General features: G+C 67.1%; 18 protein-coding genes. 13 read left to right on the top strand and 5 right to left on the bottom strand.

The features are described 5' to 3' along the window. Positions 1-73: 73 nt before the first annotated feature. On the bottom strand, positions 74-1,546 hold the full coding sequence (locus ACFWF1_RS22910) for an alpha/beta hydrolase (RefSeq protein ID WP_379287330.1): 1,473 nt from the start codon (positions 1,544-1,546) through the stop codon (positions 74-76). Between the two features lie 111 nt (positions 1,547-1,657). On the opposite strand from ACFWF1_RS22910, the gene ACFWF1_RS22905 reads away from it, so the two are divergent. From ACFWF1_RS22905 to ruvB, 4 genes are all read left to right on the top strand, one after another. Next, positions 1,658-2,086, top strand: a complete 429-nt coding sequence (locus ACFWF1_RS22905) for an acyl-CoA thioesterase (RefSeq protein WP_379287332.1) — start codon at positions 1,658-1,660, stop codon at positions 2,084-2,086. Between the two features lie 105 nt (positions 2,087-2,191). Beyond that, positions 2,192-2,761, top strand: a complete 570-nt coding sequence (ruvC, locus tag ACFWF1_RS22900; RefSeq protein WP_379287541.1) for a crossover junction endodeoxyribonuclease RuvC — start codon at positions 2,192-2,194, stop codon at positions 2,759-2,761. Then, positions 2,758-3,360, top strand: a complete 603-nt coding sequence (gene ruvA / locus ACFWF1_RS22895) for a Holliday junction branch migration protein RuvA (RefSeq protein ID WP_379287333.1) — start codon at positions 2,758-2,760, stop codon at positions 3,358-3,360. Before ruvC ends, ruvA begins: the two co-directional genes overlap by 4 nt. A 6-nt stretch (positions 3,361-3,366) precedes the next feature. Beyond that, positions 3,367-4,449 (top strand): Holliday junction branch migration DNA helicase RuvB, encoded by a 1,083-nt coding sequence (gene ruvB, locus ACFWF1_RS22890; protein WP_379287335.1) that lies wholly within the window; start codon positions 3,367-3,369, stop codon positions 4,447-4,449. A 218-nt stretch (positions 4,450-4,667) separates the two neighbouring features. Here the strand turns inward: ruvB and ACFWF1_RS22885 are convergent, their stop codons facing one another. After that, on the bottom strand, positions 4,668-5,267 hold the full coding sequence (locus ACFWF1_RS22885; RefSeq protein WP_357379187.1) for a DivIVA domain-containing protein: 600 nt from the start codon (positions 5,265-5,267) through the stop codon (positions 4,668-4,670). 148 nt (positions 5,268-5,415) lie between these two features. Further along, complete coding sequence (locus ACFWF1_RS22880) at positions 5,416-6,081, bottom strand: TetR/AcrR family transcriptional regulator (protein ID WP_379287337.1); 666 nt, start codon at positions 6,079-6,081, stop codon at positions 5,416-5,418. A gap of 36 nt (positions 6,082-6,117) precedes the next feature. Here ACFWF1_RS22880 and ACFWF1_RS22875 point away from each other — a divergent pair, with 36 nt between their 5' ends. Then, the gene (locus tag ACFWF1_RS22875; protein WP_379287338.1) at positions 6,118-7,608 is read left to right on the top strand and encodes a flavin-containing monooxygenase; all 1,491 of its coding nucleotides are present in this window, start codon (positions 6,118-6,120) and stop codon (positions 7,606-7,608) included. 57 nt (positions 7,609-7,665) lie between these two features. Here ACFWF1_RS22875 and ACFWF1_RS22870 read toward each other — a convergent pair whose 3' ends face one another. Continuing rightward, positions 7,666-9,012 carry a hypothetical protein gene (locus ACFWF1_RS22870; RefSeq protein WP_379287340.1) on the bottom strand — a complete coding sequence of 449 codons (1,347 nt, stop codon included), beginning with the start codon at positions 9,010-9,012 and terminating at the stop codon, positions 7,666-7,668. Between the two features lie 357 nt (positions 9,013-9,369). Between ACFWF1_RS22870 and yajC the strand changes: the two genes are divergently transcribed. From yajC to ACFWF1_RS22845, 5 genes are all read left to right on the top strand, one after another. Then, positions 9,370-9,759: a preprotein translocase subunit YajC gene (gene yajC / locus ACFWF1_RS22865; protein ID WP_379287342.1), complete on the top strand. Its 390-nt coding sequence runs from the start codon at positions 9,370-9,372 to the stop codon at positions 9,757-9,759. Between the two features lie 176 nt (positions 9,760-9,935). Beyond that, positions 9,936-11,669, top strand: coding sequence for a protein translocase subunit SecD (gene secD / locus ACFWF1_RS22860; protein ID WP_379287343.1), 1,734 nt, complete (start codon positions 9,936-9,938; stop codon positions 11,667-11,669). Further along, positions 11,666-12,898 carry a protein translocase subunit SecF gene (secF, locus tag ACFWF1_RS22855; RefSeq protein WP_379287345.1) on the top strand — a complete coding sequence of 411 codons (1,233 nt, stop codon included), beginning with the start codon at positions 11,666-11,668 and terminating at the stop codon, positions 12,896-12,898. The genes secD and secF overlap by 4 nt, the downstream gene beginning before the upstream one ends. Before the next feature lie 16 nt (positions 12,899-12,914). Beyond that, entirely contained in the window at positions 12,915-14,636 is a 1,722-nt protein-coding gene (locus ACFWF1_RS22850; protein WP_379287347.1) for an ABC transporter substrate-binding protein, read from the top strand. Between the two features lie 37 nt (positions 14,637-14,673). Next, entirely contained in the window at positions 14,674-15,246 is a 573-nt protein-coding gene (locus ACFWF1_RS22845; protein WP_379287349.1) for an adenine phosphoribosyltransferase, read from the top strand. 10 nt (positions 15,247-15,256) lie between these two features. Here ACFWF1_RS22845 and ACFWF1_RS22840 read toward each other — a convergent pair whose 3' ends face one another. Beyond that, the gene (locus tag ACFWF1_RS22840; protein WP_379287351.1) at positions 15,257-15,655 is read right to left on the bottom strand and encodes a hypothetical protein; all 399 of its coding nucleotides are present in this window, start codon (positions 15,653-15,655) and stop codon (positions 15,257-15,259) included. Between the two features lie 219 nt (positions 15,656-15,874). On the opposite strand from ACFWF1_RS22840, the gene ACFWF1_RS22835 reads away from it, so the two are divergent. From ACFWF1_RS22835 to ACFWF1_RS22825, 3 genes are all read left to right on the top strand, one after another. After that, on the top strand, positions 15,875-16,744 hold the full coding sequence (locus tag ACFWF1_RS22835; RefSeq protein ID WP_379322209.1) for a GNAT family N-acetyltransferase: 870 nt from the start codon (positions 15,875-15,877) through the stop codon (positions 16,742-16,744). A gap of 136 nt (positions 16,745-16,880) precedes the next feature. Continuing rightward, a complete protein-coding gene (locus ACFWF1_RS22830; RefSeq protein WP_379287352.1) occupies positions 16,881-17,228 on the top strand; it encodes a hypothetical protein in 348 nt (115 codons plus the stop codon). Beyond that, complete coding sequence (locus tag ACFWF1_RS22825; protein WP_379287354.1) at positions 17,225-17,530, top strand: hypothetical protein; 306 nt, start codon at positions 17,225-17,227, stop codon at positions 17,528-17,530. Before ACFWF1_RS22830 ends, ACFWF1_RS22825 begins: the two co-directional genes overlap by 4 nt. The last annotated feature ends 4 nt before the right edge of the window (positions 17,531-17,534 follow it).

The following is a 17,534-nucleotide window of genomic DNA, read 5'->3' as shown; positions in this document are numbered from 1 at the left end:
GCCACGCCAACGGGACATGGTGGCGGCGAAGTGCGAGTGGGGCCGCCGTCATATCCCGTTGGGCGGGAATCGGTTAGGTGGCGTTGGGGGTGGGGAGGCCGAGGCGGGCGGCAATCCAAGGCAGGGACGAGGTGAACGCCGCCGACGCGAACTGCCAGGTGTGTCCGCCCTGGGTGGTGTGGATGGTGCAGTCGATGCCGACCTCATGGCCCTGGTTGCACAGCTTTTCGGCCGCGCCGACCTCGCCGGTGTCCATGACGCCGTCGTGGCCGCCCATTCCTGGGTTGTCGTCGTCCGTCGGAGGCCGGGGCCCGCGCGGTGCGCCGTTGCCGGTGGGGTAGTGGCGCTGCGGTGGTGTGAGATCGTCGAAAAGGCCTGCCAGGCCGGTGTATTGGCCGTGTTTCGCCATGACGGTGAGCGGGTCGAAGGCGGCCCACCGGTCGGCGTCGCCGCCGTAGAGGCGGGCGATGGTTTGGTCTTTGGTGCCGGAGACCGGGCCGATGTCACCGGCGATGTCGACGAAGGTGTGGATCAGTTCCGGGTGCATGACGGCCAGGTCGACGGCGCAGGTGCCGCCCATGGACCAGCCGACCACCGCCCACTGCGCGGGATCGGCGGCGGCGCCGAAGCGGGATTCGAGGTAGCTGGGCACGTCTCGGGTCAGGTGGTCGGCGGCGTCGCCGCGCGGGCCGTTCACGCATTCGGTGTCGTTGTTGAAACTGCCGCTGGAATCGACGAACACGAGGATGGGGGCGAGGCCGCCGTTGGCGGTGGTGAACTGGTCAACAGCGGGCATGATCTGTCCGCTGCGGATCCAGTCGGCGGGGGTGTTGAATTCGCCGCCGATCATCATCACCACGGGCAGCGTGGGCGGGGTCGGCCCGGCGAACCAGGCGGGCGGCAGGTACACGTACTCGGTGCGATGCGGAAAGTTGCTGCCCGAGTCGGGAATTCGGACCGGCACGATCTTGCCCGTGGACACGGTGGTGTTGCGCAATCCGGCCAGCGCGTCGAGGTCGGTCTGGTTCGGCAGCGGACCGGCGGTGAGCGCACTCCACGCGGACTGCGCGGTGGGGTAGTAGCCGACCCATTGGTTGAGCACGAGACCGGTACTGAGCAGGGCCAACGGAATGGCAAGCAGCGCAACCCCGCGCCGCCACCACCCGGCGCCCCGCCAGCCGAGCACCGCGACGGCCAGCGCACCCGCCGTGCCGCCGATGCAGGCCCACAGCAACGCGGGTGCGGGATCCGACGCCAGCCCTTGATTCGACACGTACCACCGCGCGACCAACGCGCCGAGCACGCCGATCAGCACACACACCGGCACCTGGATCGCCCACCACCGCCGGGACCCGCGCGCGACGGCGACGAGCAGAAACACCACCGCGACGATCTCCACGGTCAACGGCAGCCACCCGTGCAACAGGGAGATCCCGTGATGAAAGGTGTTCTGATAGTTGGGATTCAGATTCGCCGACGGCAACTGCGGGGCCGGCGGGGGCACCGGGATCGCGGGCGCGGCAAACGGCACTCCAAGGGCAGACACCTACGGCATTGTGGACACCGTTCCTCGAGAGACCCTGTGAATCCGCTCCAGCCAACCTGGGTGGTTCCGGGGCGGCTCAACTTGTCGGTGGGTGCTGGCATAGTCGGGCTCGTGACGTTCAGTACTCGCTTAGAAGTCCGTGTGTCCGACCTGGATCCGCAGTTGCATGTCACCGGTGCCGCCTATCACCAGTACGCCGACCACTCGCGTTTCGCGTGCGTGCAGGCGGCCGGGATTTCCGTGGACGAGTTGATCGCAGATGGGTTCGGGCCGGTCAATCTCGAGACGACGATCAAATTCCATCGAGAGCTACGCGGCGGCGACACGGTCGACGTGTCGTGCGCGTGGCTGTGGGGGACCGGCAAGACGTATCGGGTCGAACAGATCCTGACCCGCGCGGACGGTGAGGTGGCCGCCACGGTGATCAACGTCAGCGGGTTGCTCGATCTCACCGCGCGACGTCTCGTCGTCGATCCGGCGCGCGAGTGGGCGGCGCGTGCCAGTAAACCGGAGCTACTCGGCTTCCCGGCGGCGCCGTAGCGCACTCCGGCAGACGGCCTGGCGCACCCCGTGTCGCTGGGCCGTGAAAGACCCTGCCTCCGCTAGACTCTCGAACAGTTGTTCGTGTCTGCGAGAGGGGATTTCGTGCGGGTGATGGGCGTCGACCCCGGGCTCACCCGGTGCGGCCTCAGCATTGTCGAGGGCGGCATCGGCCGGAAGGTCACCGCGATCGCCGTCGACGTGGTCCGCACCCCGCCCGACATGGACCTCGCGCACCGCCTACTCCAGGTCGCCGACGCCGCCGAATTGTGGTTGGACACGCATAAACCGGGGGCCGTCGCGATCGAACGCGTCTTCGCCCAGCACAATGTGCGTACCGCGATGGGCACCGCGCAGGCGGGCGGCGTGATCGCGCTGGCGGCCGCGCGCCGCGGCATCCCGGTCGCGTTCCACACGCCCAGCGAGGTGAAGGCCGCGGTCACCGGCAACGGCACCGCGGACAAGGCACAGGTCACGGCCATGGTCACCCGAATACTCGGCCTGCAGGTCGCGCCGAAACCGGCCGACGCGGCGGATGCGCTCGCGCTGGCCATCTGCCATTGTTGGCGGGCGCCGCTGATGGAGCGGATGGCCAAGGCCGAAGCCCAAGCGGCCGAGGCACAACGCAAGTACGCGGAACGGCTTGCCGAACAACGGAAGGCGGTACAGAGGTGATCGCGTCGGTACGCGGTGAGGTGCTGGAAATCGCCCTCGACCACACGGTGATCGAGGCGGCGGGCATCGGTTACCGGCTCAACGTCACCCCCGCGACGCTGGCCACGCTGACCCGCGGCGAGGAAACCCGGCTGTACACCGCGATGATCGTCCGCGAGGACTCGATGACGCTGTTCGGCTTCGCCGACACCGAGGCGCGCGACCTGTTCGGCCTGCTGCAAACGGTGTCCGGCGTCGGCCCTCGCCTGGCCATGGCGGTGCTCGCGGTGCTCGAACCCGAGGCATTGCGCAAGGCGCTCGCCGAAAGCAATGTCGCCGCGCTCACCCGGGTGCCCGGCATCGGCAAACGCGGGGCCGAACGCATGGTGGTCGAACTGCGCGACAAGGTGAATCTCGTTCCGGTGCAGTCCGGTCCGCCCGGTGCCGCCACGCCGGTCATCACGCCGGTGCGCGACCAGGTGGTCGAGGCGCTCACCGGCCTCGGCTTCCCGCTCAAGCAGGCCGAGCAGGCCATCGACTCCGTCCTCGCCGAACAGCCCGCCGCCGATACCTCTGTTGGCCTGCGTGCCGCACTGAACCTGCTCGGCAAGAATCGGTAGTACCGCATGGATTTCGCAGAAGAACCAGACGAATCCCAGGTCACGCCAAGCTATTTGAAATCCGACGGCGAGATCGAGGCCAGCCTGCGCCCGAAGTCGCTCGACGACTTCATCGGCCAGCCCCGCGTGCGCGAACAACTCGCGCTGGTGCTGCGCGGCGCCAAACAGCGTGGCGGCACACCGGATCACGTGCTGCTGTCCGGGCCGCCCGGGCTCGGCAAGACCAGCATGGCGATGATCATCGCGACCGAACTCGGCACCGCGCTGCGCATCACCTCCGGTCCCGCACTGGAACGCGCGGGCGACCTGGCGGCCATGCTCAGCAACCTGGTCGACGGCGACGTGCTGTTCATCGACGAGATCCACCGGATCGCCCGCCCCGCCGAGGAAATGCTGTACCTGGCGATGGAGGACTTCCGCGTGGATGTGGTCGTCGGCAAAGGACCGGGCGCCACCTCGATTCCGCTCGACATCGCCCCGTTCACCCTGGTCGGCGCGACCACCAGGTCCGGTGCGCTCACCGGCCCGCTGCGCGACCGCTTCGGCTTCACCGGCCACATGGACTTCTACGACCCCGCCGAACTGCTGCTCATCATCCTGCGTTCGGCCCAGATCCTCGGCGTGCAGATCGACCGCGAAGCCGCCGCCGAAATCGCAGGCCGCTCCCGCGGCACCCCCCGCATCTCGAACCGCCTGCTCCGCCGCGTCCGTGACTACGCCGAGGTCCGCGCCGACGGCATCATCACCCTGCCCATCGCCCGAGCCGCACTCGAGGTGTACGACGTCGACGTGCTCGGCCTCGACCGCCTCGACCGCGCCGTCCTCACCGCCCTGGTCCGCAGTTTCGGCGGCGGCCCCGTAGGCGTCTCCACCCTCGCCGTCGCCGTAGGCGAGGAAGCCGCCACCGTAGAAGAGGTCTGCGAGCCCTTCCTCGTCCGCGCAGGCATGATCGCCCGCACCCCCCGAGGCCGAGTAGCCACCTCCGCAGCCTGGGAACACCTAGGCCTAATCCCACCCCCCGACCTCGTCTTCGGCTCCATCGAAGTCCGAGGCCGCACCCCCCAACCCACCCTCGACCTACTGGAATAGCCACCGCCCCGAGCCATACGGCGGCTACCGAAGATCAACTAGCCACCATTTGACTCGACTCGATGGGCGCTGCCGCGTTGTGGGTGGTAGCGCGTGCCGTGGCTGGCCCCGGTGTGTGCGGCGGGGTGGGGGTGATGTCGAGCAGAGTCAAATGGCTGCTGCGGAAGATCAATTGGCGACCTTTTGGCTCGGCTCGGTGGATGGTGTGGGGCGCAGTGTTACTCGCCGGCGTCGCGGTGGAGGGTCCAGCGGTGGTGTTGGTGTTCGGCGTGTTGTAAGGCTGTGACTACCAGGTCCATGAAGGCGTCTACCTCGTCGCCCTGGTAGCCGCGGGTGCCGAGTCGGGCGCCGCTGAATCGTACTGAGCGCACGTCCGCGACGGTCAGGCTGCCGGGGCCGCCGTGGGCCAGGGTGGCGGCGACTAGGTCTAGGAAGGCGTCTACCTCGTCTTCGTGGTATCCGCGTCGGCCTACCGGGGCGTAGGTGAAGCGCATGCGCTGGACGTCGTCGGGGGTGAGGATCGAGTGGCCGTTGCCTGCTGGGGTCGGGCGGGTGCCGCGTTGGCGGGCCTCGAGTTCTACGCGTACCTGATCGAGGTATTCGTCGACCTGGTCCGCGCGATAGCCGCGGCCGCCGGGGCGGGGGGCGGCGAAGGCTACGTGGCGCAGATCGTCGGCGGCGAGGGCGCCCTGGCCTGCCATGGTCGCGGCGACGAGGTCGAGGAAGGCGTCCACCTCGTCCGCGTGGTAACCACGCTGCCCGAATGGTGGTGTGGCGAAACTGATCCGGCTTACATCCTCGGGGGTCACGGGCGACATTCTGTCAGGCCCGACCCGCCGGGCCGGTGGAATGTTCGGTTTTCGTACTCCCTGGTCTCTTGCGACCACGAGCGCCCCCTGGCGGACACGTCGGAACTGTTCCCACACCTTAACGCCGCCGACGCCGTCAGGGGGCTTATCGATTTGCTCAATCCTTGCGGACACCGTCGATCAGCAGCCGCCGAATGGCCTCGTTGAGACCCTGAATGGACCCGGCGTCGGTATCACGCAGACCGTGCACGATGCCGGCCAGCAGCATGCCGGTGACCGCCCGCGCGGTGTTGACGGTATCCAGATCCGCTCGCAGATAACCGAGTTCGACGCCGTGGTCGAGATAACCCGCGGTGAGCGCGTCGGCCATGTCGAGCAGGCCGTAGAGGCGCGCGGTCAGTTCCTCGTCGATGCCGGGCGCGTGCACGAGCAGCAGTTGGGCCACCCGGCGGTCATCCATCAGGATGTGCGTCAGCGCCTGGCCGATCCGGTCGGTCTGCGCGCGGTATTCGTCCAGCGTGGTGGCGGCGTCGGGGGCGTTCTCGGTGCCGAGGGTGTCGATGATCTTGGCGGACAGGTCGTCGATGACGTGGTCGATGATGTCGCGCTTGTTGCTGAAGTAGCGGTAGAAGGTGCCGTGCCCGATGCCGAGGTGACCGGCGATATCGGCGATCCCGGTGCCGTGATAGCCCTTCTCCGAGAAGCAGATGAACGCGGTGTCGATGATTTCCTGGCGGAGCTCGGCTTTGCGCCGCTCGGCCCGCGTCAATGGCTTCGTCACGCCACCGATGATACAGTCGTCACAAACGGAATGATGTGTCATTCTGTGATAAACGGTTCACATACCTGGAGGTTCGGAGTGGCGCCTCAGTACGACGCGGTCGTGGTCGGTGCGGGATTCGGTGGCATGGGGGCGGGCATCGAGCTCGATCGACTCGGCCTGAGCAACTACGTCATCCTCGAACGTGAGGACGATCTCGGCGGCACCTGGCACGTCAACCATTACCCCGGCTTGGCGGTCGACATCGCCTCGGTCACCTACTCGTACTCCTTCGAGCCCAACCCGTATTGGACGCGCCTGTTCGCGCCCGGCGCGGAGCTCAAGAAGTACGCCGGGCATATCGCGGACAAGTACGGCCTGCGCCGCCGCATGCGCTTCGGCACGGTGGTCGACGGCGCCCGCTGGGACGAGGAGCACCAGCACTGGGTGGTGTCGGTCGCGGGCGGTGAAACCCTCACGGGCCGTTACCTGCTCACCGCGACGGGCTTCCTGTCCCAGCCCTACACCCCGCCGTTCCCCGGCATCGACTCGTTCGCGGGCAAGATCATCCACACCACCGCCTGGGAGGACGATTTCGACCTCACCGATCGCAAGGCGGCGATCATCGGCACCGGCGCCACCGCCGTGCAGCTGGTGCCCGAGGTGGCCAAGAAGGCGAAGGCGCTCACCGTCTTCCAGCGCACCCCGATCTGGGTGGTGCCCAAGATCGACACCGCCATCCCGGCGCCGGTGCAGAAGCTGTTCGACCGGGTGCCGGCCACCCAGAAGGCCGCGCGCCTGTTCAACACCAGCCTGCTCGAGGCGCTCATGGTGGTCGGCGTGCTGCACTACACCCAGGCCAAGCCGCTGAACAAGGCCGCGGGCATTCTGGCCAAGGCGCATCTGCGTACTTCGGTGAAGGACAAGGAAACTCGCAAGCAGCTCACCCCGCACTACGACTTCGGCTGCAAGCGCCCCACCTTCTCCAACACCTACTTCCGCAGCTTCAACAAGCCGAACGTGCGCCTGGAGACCAATTCGATCGACCACCTCGAGGCCGACGGCATCGTCACCGCCGACGGGCACAAGACCGAGATCGACACGCTGATCCTGGCCACCGGCTTCAACCTGTGGGACGTGAACTTCCCGGCCATCGAGATCATCGGCCGCGACGGCGTCAACCTCGGAAAGTTCTGGCGGGACAACCGTTTCCAGGCCTACGAGGGCATCACCGTGCCGAAGTTCCCGAACTTCCTCAGCCTCAACAGCCCGTACTCCTACAGCGGCCTGTCCTACTTCACCACCATCGAGGCGCAGATGAAGCACATGGGACGGCTCTTCGCCGAGCTGTTCCGCCGCGGCGAAAACACCTTCGAAGTGACCGAGCAGGCCAACGCGGGCTTCCTCGACAAGGTCACCGACAAGCTCGGCACCTCGGTCTTCTACGGCGGCGACTGCTCCACCGCGCGCAGCTACTACTTCAACCCGCACGGCGAGGCCGCGCTGCTGCGCCCGACCAGCACCCTCAACGCGCACCGCGAGGCGGTCAGCTTCCCGCTCGACGACTACGTCTACGGCCAGTCCGCCTGAGCCAGGACGCCCCGTTGCGCAAGCCCCGCCGGACCGGTTCCGGCGGGGCTCGCCGCGCTACTTGGCGATCTTGCGCAGCACCCATTCCGCGAGCGTCGGTGTCACCATCGAGTGCTCGGTATTGGTTGCGTTGCAACAGAACTCGGTGAGCGCCGTGTGCTCGGCGGTCACCTTGCGCAGATCCTTGCCGAGGTCGACCTCCCAGGTTATCGGGTCGAAGTCCAGCGCGATCGCGCTGACCGACGGGACGAAGCAACTCCAGCGCTTCGCCTCCTCCATGTCGATGCCGAGCGTGGTGGCGACCTGGCCGAACGAATCCAGCATGCCGCCGGGTGCGCCGTCGAACGGCGCGACCTCGGTGGTCGTCGACGTGCGCGCGGTCAGCCCGAGGTGCATGCCGCCGATCGGCTGCTTGTCACCGAAGGCGGGCTGATACCGCGCGGTGGCACTGCCGACCAGGCCGCCGAGGAACTTCTTGTCGAACGCGATCTCCCCGGCGGGCAGGTCGGGTCCCTGTCCGTCGGCGCGCCCGTTCGCGACACCGAGCCGCACCGGCCGCTGCGGGAAACCACCCAAATCGGCCAGCTCCTGGACGAATTGGGCTCGGAGCGGGGACGCGGTGGCGACCGGACCCGAGGACCGCGCGTCCTCGACCCAGGCCCACAACAGCTGCTGCGCCGCTGGGCTGCGAATCAGGCTGGCTTTGCTCGCCTTGCCCGGCCCGGTCGCCTCGAAGGACTCGAAGAAGTACGCCATCTGCTGCAGGATCAGCGGAATCCACGCACCGTTGTGCGGGGTATCCCAGGACAGATAGGTCCCGGTTTGGTGATCCTCGTCGGCGCGTTCCATCGCGGCGAGCGCGTAGCGGGTGATCATGCCGCCCATGCTCACGCCGCCGACGATCAACGGTGCCTTGCCTTCCTGCTCGGCGATGACCTTGCCGATGCAGGCCCGGGCGACGCCCGAGTTGACCTGGATGTAGTCGTGCCGGGTATCGAAGCCGAGCAACACGATGTCGATGCCGGCGGCCAGCAACTGGTCGAACAGCCGCTCACCCGCGTCCGAGTAGGGATGGTTGAACCACTGCCACAGCCCGTCGAGGTCGCTGGGACCGTAGTTGAAACCGTCGGCGAAGATCATCGGATTGACCAGCCGCTCGTGCCCGTTCCCCAGATGCACCGCCGCCGTGCCCTTGCCGTACTTGCCCAGGTAGGAATGTTCGGAAACGAGCGGCCACTCGTAGTCCGGGCGCCGCGCGGGCTCGCCGTTCCTGGCCTCCGGTGTACCGAACCACGGTCCGGCTTCGGCGCTCCGTGCCAGGTCGTACAGCTCCGGCGCGGCCAGATCCCCTGCGGCTTTCTGCAGTAGTGTCTTGACGTCGATTCTGGCTTCCTTGGCCATCATCGTCCCCTTTGTGAAGGCACAGAAGGTCCCGGGACACGGCTCGACGAGCGATGAGTTCGTGCGTAGATCAGGCTCCCCGGCCACGCCGTCGGGACGTCCTGCGCTGATGAATTCCCTGCGATTTATACTGTAGGGCAACGTAATTCGTTACGGACGGGTTTCCCGCCGAAGAATTTCCGAGCAAACCGACCGGGCTATTCGGGCTCCGGTGGTGGCCGCGGATTCGCTGTGCGATATGGCCGATCGGCACGTCCGCGCTCCCCAGCAGGTGTGCCGGTGTGGCGACGGAGACACGAACTGGCAGACTGTCTGGGTACATACCCATCCCACCCACAAGACTAGGGACTGACTTCGACGATGGAACTTCTGTTTCCGCTGCTGCTGGTAGCCCTGCTCGTGCCGATGTTCCTCGGCGTCCGCCGCCAGAAGCGGGAAGCCGCCAAGGTCACGGAGATGCAGGACACCCTCAAGGCGGGCGACCAGGTCATCACCACGTCGGGGCTGTACGGCACCGTCGTCGATCTCGACGACACCACGGTTGATCTCGAGATCGCCGAGGAGGTCGTCACGACGTGGCTGCGCGCGGCCATCCGCGAGGTCCGCGTCGAGACCGAGCCGGTCGCCGACGACGCTGACGCCGACACGATCGCGGTCGAGCCGGCCGCCGCCGACACCAACGGCGCGCACGTGGCCGACGCCGTCGAGGAATCGGCCGCGCAGACCGAGACCCGGCTCACCAAGGACTGAGGTCCTACGGCGTGCCCGCGCGCCGGATGCTACCGCGACGATGGCCTGCGGGCCGCAGCCGCGGCGGTGTCCGATCCGCGGGCCCCGTCGCCTACGCCACTACTGTCCGCACCCGGCGTCGCTGGTGTGTGCCTGCCTGTTCCATTCTCGACTTCCCGCCTAGGAGATGACGTACTGTGCCACCTTCCCAGGGATCGGCGCATCCGCTCCGGCTGCTCGGCGTCTACGCCGCGCTGCTGGCCGTGATCTATGCGCTGGTGTTCTTCACCGGTGACAAATCCTCGACACCACGGCTCGGCATCGACCTCCAGGGTGGTACCCGGGTCACGCTGACCGCCCGAACGCCGGACGGCGGTAGGCCGAACCAGGACAGCCTGAAAAAGGCGCAGGACATCATCGAGAACCGGGTCAACGGTCTCGGTGTGGCCGGGTCCGAGGTCGTCATCGACGGCGACAACCTGGTGATCACGGTGCCCGGCGACGACGGGCAGCAGGCGCGCGCGCTGGCGACCACCGCCAAGCTGTACATCCGTCCGGTGCTGAACGCCGTGCCCGCCGCCCAGCGCGGCCAGGCGCAGCAACCGGCACCGGGCGCGGTGCCGCCGGGCGCACCCGGCGCACCCGGTGAGCTGGTGCCACCCGCCGCGGGTGGCGAGGCCCCGCCGGCCGCACCAACCGACGCACCTTCCGTCGGCGCGCCCGCCTCGGGCGGCGCACCCGTCGCACCGGCCCCGCAGCAGCGGGTGTTCCCGGCGCAGGGACCCACGCAACCACCCGCCAATCCGAACCTGTCGCCGCAGGAACAGGCGACCAAGGACATCCAGGACGCCAAGACCATCCGGCAGAGCGCCGACCCGACCATCCAGCAGGCCGCGATGGCCACGCTGGACTGCAGCAAGCCGGACCCGTTGCAGGGCAACGACGATCCGAACCTGCCGCTGGTCGCCTGCTCCACCGACGGCCAGGAGATCCTGCTGCTCGACAAGAGCCGGATCGACGGCCAGGAGATCAAGACCGCGAGCTCGGGCCTGAACACCCAGCAGGCGCGGCACGAGGTCTACCTCGAGTTCAAGTCCGCGGGTAGCGACGCGTGGGCCCAGCTCACCGGCGAGTACGTCTACAAGCGGGTCGCCTTCGTGCTCGACACCAAGGTGGTCAGCGCGCCGACCGTGCAGCAGGGACCGCAGCAGGGTGGCCGCACCCAGATCTCGGGTAACTTCACCGCGGCCTCGGCCAAGGAACTGGCCAATACGCTGAAGTACGGTTCGCTGCCGCTGTCGTTCCAGACCTCCGAGGCCGAGACGGTGTCGGCGACGCTGGGCCTGTCCTCGCTGAAGGCGGGTCTGCTCGCCGGTGCGATCGGCCTGGCCGTGGTGTTGCTCTACTGCCTCGCCTACTACCGGATGCTCGGGTTCGTCACCGGATTGTCGCTGGTGGCTTCAGGTCTCGCGGTATACGGGATCATGGTGCTGCTCGGCAGATGGATCGGGTTCACCCTCGACCTCGCCGGTATCGCCGGTCTGATCATCGGTATCGGTATGACCGCCGACTCGTTCGTGGTGTTCTTCGAACGCATCAAGGACGAGATGCGCGAGGGCCGTAGCTTCCGGTCGGCCGCCCCGCGCGGCTGGCAGCGCGCCCGCCGCACGATTCTGTCGGGTAACGCGGTCAGCTTCATCGCCGCCGCGGTGCTCTACATTCTCGCGGTCGGCCAGGTGAAGGGCTTCGCGTTCACCCTCGGCCTCACCACCATCCTCGACGTCGTCGTGGTGTTCCTGGTGACCTCGCCGCTGGTGTTGCTCGCCTCCCGCACGAACTACTGGGCCAAGCCGTCGGTCAACGGGCTCGGTGCGATCCAGCAGGTCGCGCGCGAGCGGAAGGCGGCCGAGGCCGCACTCGGGAAGGCGTGAACGAGATGACGAACCACACCAGCACGTCGCGCACCCCGAGCCCGGCCGAGACCACGGACGTCTTCGCCGCGGTGACCGACCAGCCCAAGCACGGCTTCTTCAACCGGCTCTACACCGGCACCGGTGCCATCGACGTCATCGGCAAGCGGCGCAACTGGTACCTGATCACCGCCACCATCATCCTGATCTCGTTGGGCAGCATCATCTTCCGCGGCTTCAACTTCGGGATCGACTTCGAAGGCGGCTCGCGGGTCCAGTTCCCGGCGCAGGGCGCGAGCACCAGTCAGGTCGAGGAGGTGTACCGCTCCGCGATCGGCTCCGATCCGGTGTCGGTGCAGACCGTCGGCAGCGGCGGCAACGCCACCATCCTGATCCGCTCCGAGGCGCTCAACAAGGATCAGGTGGACGCGCTGAACAACGCGCTGTTCACCAAGTTCCAGCCCAAGGGCAAGGACGGCACGCCCAGCCGCGCCGCGATCAGCGCCTCGGACGTCAGCGAGACCTGGGGCAGTCAGATCACCCGCAAGGCGCTCATCGCGCTGGCGGTATTCCTGGTGCTGGTCGCCGCCTACATCGCCATCCGCTTCGAACCGCACATGGCGATCGCCGCGCTGGCCGCGCTGGTCTTCGACGTCACCGTCACGGCGGGCGTGTACTCGCTGGTCGGCTTCGAGGTGAGCCCGGCGACCGTGATCGGCATCCTGACCATCCTCGGCTTCTCGCTGTACGACTCGGTGGTGGTGTTCGACAAGGTCGAGGAAAACACCAGGGGCATCCTGCATTTGAACCGCCGTACCTACGGCGAGCAGGCCAACCTCGCGGTGAACCAGACGCTCATGCGCTCCATCAACACCGCCCTCATCGGCATCCTGCCGATCGTCGGCCTGATGGTGATCGCGGTCTGGATGCTCGGCGTCGGCACGCTCAAGGACCTGGCGCTGGTCCAGCTGGTCGGCCTGCTGGTCGGCACCTACTCCTCGATCTTCTTCGCGACGCCGCTGCTGGTGTCGATCAAGGAGCGGTGGGGACCGGTGGCCCGGCACACCGACAAGATCAAGGCCAGGCGGGCCGGCGTCGCCAGTGCGCGTGCGGGTGTCGAGGCGGAGCGGCGCGCGACCGCGGCGACCGGCCGCGATTACGACGACGAACCGCGCAGGCCGAGGGAACCGGGGCAGGCGCCCCGGCCGGGCGCGCGCCCGAGCGGAAAACGGCAGAAGCGGCGGCACTGACACAGGCAGGGGTTTCATGCGAAAGCCAGGTAGCCGAGCAGTACGCCTGATCGCGGTGCTGGCCGCGGGTGCCATGGCCGCCGGGCTGGCGGCCGGGTGCTCGAGCAAGAACCAGGTGCCGTCCATCGGCTATGCCGTCGACGCCACCATCGCCAGCTACAACGGCGGCAGCACACTCGGCGCGAGCACCGGATCGACCGCGGTGTTCGGCCGGGTGGTCACCGGGTTCTTCTACACCGGACCGGACGGCCAGCAGGTCGCCGACACCGACTTCGGCACCGCCAAGGAGGTGCCCGGCGACGTACAGACCATCCAGTACCGGCTCAACCCCGACGGCGTGTACTCCGACGGCGTGCCGACCTCGTGTGACGACCTGGTGCTGGCCTGGGCCGCGCGCAGCGGGCGGTTCACCAAACCCGTTGACCGAACCCAGGTTCCGCTGTTCGACGCGGCCGGCACCGCGGGCTACGCGGACATCGAGCGGGTCGACTGCCAGTCCGGTTCACGCGACGCCACCGTGGTGTTCCGGCCGGACCGGCACTATTCGGCGTGGCGCAACCTGTTCACCGCGGGCGAGCTGATGCCCGCGCACGTCGCGGCGCGGGTGGCGAACGTGCCGAATGTGGTGTCCGCCTTGCAAACCGGTGATCCGAGCGGGCTCGGCCGGATCGCCGAATTCTGGAACACCGGCTGGAACTTCGGCTCCGGCAGCCTCGACCTGACCAAGTTTCCGTCCTCCGGGCCGTATCGGATCGAATCCTTCAGCGACAAGGACGGTTTGGTGCTGGTCGCGAACGAGCGGTGGTGGGGGAACAAGCCCGCGACCGGCCGGATCCTGGTGTGGCCCAAGAACATCGATGTGAAGTCCAAGGTCGGTGACAGCGCCATGGGCGTCATCGATATCGGCAGTGGATCGGTGAAAGACCTGAACCTGGACGGGTTCCGGGTGCAGAACGTGCCGGGCCGCGGCGTCGAGCAGCTGGTGCTCGCGACCGGGGGAGTGCTCGGCTCGGTCGACCTGCGCCGGGCGCTGGCGCTGTGCACGCCGCGGCAGGCGCTGTTCGACAAGCTCGGCAAGATGCCGGACGCGCCCAAGGCGGGGCTCGGTTCGGGGCCGCTGAACGCGCATATCGTGCAACAGGATTCGCTGTTCTACCCGTCGGTGACCGGCGCGGCGGGCAAGTTCAACGGCGGCGACGTGCAAGGCGCGACGCAGGCGGTCGCCGCGTCGCGGGCGAACAATCCGACCATTCGCATCGGCTACCTGCGTCCCGATGACCGGCGCGCGCAGACCGTGGCGATGATCACGGAAGCCTGTAAACCGGCCGGTATCACCATCGTCGACGCCGGCGCGCCCGATTTCACGCCGTCCCAGCTCAGCGAGGGCAAAGTCGACGCCATCCTGGGCAGCACCGCGTCCGCGGCCGGTCCGGCCGGATCGCTGTCCGGGGTCGCGGCGACCAGTGCGTTGCGCACCGGTAGCGGGCTCAATTTCGGTCGATTCGGTAACGGCCGTTACGATGCGATCACCGATCAGCTTGCGGCCGACGACAACTCGACCACACAGCTGAATCTGCTCACCGAAGCCGAGAACTTGCTGTGGGCGGAGTTGCCGAGCATCCCCCTGTTCGCCACCCCGCGCACCATCGCGTTCGGCGCTGGTCTGCAGAACGGGATAGCCGCACCCAACCAAGCGGGATCCGGGTGGAATATGGACCGCTGGGTGCTGAAAAGGTGACAGGTGCTGTGGGTGTTGTGATGATGGAGGTGTGTCGATGAGTAAGCATGCGGCGATCGAGTCCGATGAGCTAGCCGCCGATCGGACCGGCCGGGCCGCCGAAGCGGTCGAACGCCTGACCCGCTGGCGCGACGACTTCCCCACTCCCGGAGTCCGTTTCGCCGACCTCACCCCCGTCTTCGCCGATGCCGAAGGCTTCCGCACCGTGGTGGACTGCCTCGCCTCCTGCGCGCCCGACGCCGACCTCGTCGCGGGCGTCGACGCTCGCGGCTTCCTGATCGGCGCGGCCGTCGCCGCCAGCCTCGGCACCGGCGTCCTCGCCGTCCGCAAGGCAGGCAAACTCCCGCCGCCCGTCCTCACCCGCGAATACCAGCTCGAATACGGCAGCGCCGCACTCGAGATCCCCGCCGACGGCGTCCCGCTCGCCGGCAAGCGCATCCTGCTCCTCGACGACGTCCTCGCCACCGGCGGCACCCTCGCCGCCGCAGCCGACCTCTTCGCCCAAGCGGGCGCCGAAGTCATCGCGGCCGCAGTAGTCCTGGAACTGACCTTCCTGAACGGCCGTGCGCGCCAAGGGAACTACCCCTTGACCTCCATCGTCAAGATCTGATCGGCGCGACTCAGGCTATCCGCGCGCACGAACTGCCGAGGTCGGCACCATCGCCCACCACCTGGACCGGGACGGCCCGCCCGCTCGCGAGGCCGCCGGGTTCGAGCTCGATGGCGGCGATCATATGTTCGCCTTTCCACGTCGGCGTCCAGGCAATCGTGGCGGTACCGGTGTCCGGGTGATATTCGACGAGGCCTGGAATCGGCGCCGCGTGGTCGTAGAACGTCACTGCCGCGGGCTGTGACGGGGGTGTCGTGAGGTCCGCGGAGACGATATAGCTGCAACCGGTCAGCAGCCCGTCCGGGATATGCAGACTGATCAGCTCGGCATCGGCCGTCGGAGCCGCAATGGCCGATAACGCCGCGATAAGAAACGCGATGGAGCAGTTCCGAGTCGTTCGCACGATCATGAAAACCTCCTCCGTTTCGAGTCCGGATAACCAGCGCCGCCACCCGAACAGGTGTGCGCCAGTCAAACGTCACACTACGTCGTAGCAGGTCAGGAGCGGTATCTCAACACTACGACGGCCCATCACGCCATAGCCACTGGCCATCCGTTCCGTCGTTTATTCGGTGATTGTGCCGGATAATCAGTTTGCTCCGCATTGAATTGTTCGTACCGTGGGCGGATGGGTTCTGTAGCGGTCAGGTCGATGTGTGCGGGTGACTTGCCTGGCGCGGAGCGAAGTTCTGACGTGGTGTTCCTTGATAGCGATCGGCGGGGTCGGCGGGTCGGTGAGCCGGAGCCGGAACCGCGGTCGGACGAGGGGGTCAAGCGGTGGATTGATCGCATGCGCTATTTCCTCGAGGTCGACCCGGACGGGTGCTGGGTCGCGGCCGACGAGGATCGGATCGTCGGGTTCGCGATCTCGCAGAATCGAGATCGGTTGTGGTACTTGGCGACCTACGGTGTCTTGCCGGGGCAGCAGGGTAAGGGGATCGGGAAGCGGTTGCTCGATGCTGTGCTGGCGCATGCCGATGGGCGTCAGGGGATGTTCTCCTCGAGCGTGCATCCCGGGGCTACGCGACGGTATCGGTTGGCTGGGTTTTCGTTGCATCCGCAGATGCGGATGGTCGGCACTGTCGATCGGTCTCGCCTTCCGGTGGTGACCGGACTGGCCGAAGGGGTGGCCGACGATTTCGACTGGATGGACCGGCTGGATCAGGAGATTCGCGGAGCCGGGCACGGAGCGGATCACCAGTATCTGCTGAACAATCACCGTTTGGTCGTATCCCGTGGCGCGGGGTATGTGTACATCGACGATCGAGGGCGTCCGATTCTGCTGGCCGCCGCTGATCGCCGAACCGCAGCAGATCTGCTCTGGGAAGCGCTGGCCTCCGCACAGGCAGACACCCTCGTCAACTGCATCACCACCGCCAACGAGTGGGCTGTGGACGTCGGGTTGGCGGCGGGGCTCGATCTCGGCCAAGAGGGTTATCTCGCAGTCCGCGGCATGCCGACTCCCGCGCCTTACCTGGCCAGCGGGCAGTTTCTCTGATCGCCGAAGGTGCGTCGATAGGTAGCGTGCGGGGAATCTGGGCGTGAATCGAGTAGTTCGCTACGTATGACCGAGTCCGGTTCTGGTGTCACTCTTACCGTGTCATTCGAGAATCACGGAAATGAGGTAGGAGTCAATGGACGGACAATCGCTACGCCAAACCTGGGCTTGGACCACCGGCTCGGACAACTTCTCGCACTCCGGGGAACATCGATTCCCGCCGAAGTCGACGTTGGCGGAAATGAATCTCGCCGACTTCTATGAGTTCGACGACAAATCGCATGTGGATGCTGGATTCACCAAGGTCTCGTATATCGATGACTCCGGTGTACCACGAACCGATACCTTCCCTGATATCGACACCTTCGACGCGACGCATGTTTTCGGCCGCAACCAGATGACTAGCGCCTTCTGGGAAATGCGTGTCTCCAACGTCGGTGCCGCGGTCACCTTCAACTACTGCTTCTGGGGGCGAATTTCATGAGTGAGGCACAGTGGTTGAGCGCCGGATCGGCGCCTGCGGTCGAGTCGACGCTGGTGGTGGCGCTGTATGAGCCGACGACAGGCCAGATTCGACACCTGCACTCGGTGACCGTCTTCCGCGGCGCGCAACGCGCTGACGAAGCGGAAGCCGTTACCGCAGCCAAGCAGAGTGCGGCGAAATATCATGATGACGCGGCAAGATTCGCGGTAGCGACTTCCGACGACGCGCGCCATCTGGCACCGCACAGAATAGATCCGTCCAACGGACGCTTCGTCCCGTTGGACGGTCCCGGCAGAAAGTAGGGGG

This window comes from Nocardia sp. NPDC060255, assembly GCF_042727395.1.
GTDB lineage: Bacteria > Actinomycetota > Actinomycetes > Mycobacteriales > Mycobacteriaceae > Nocardia.
This window is presented reverse-complemented; position numbering and strand designations above follow the sequence as displayed.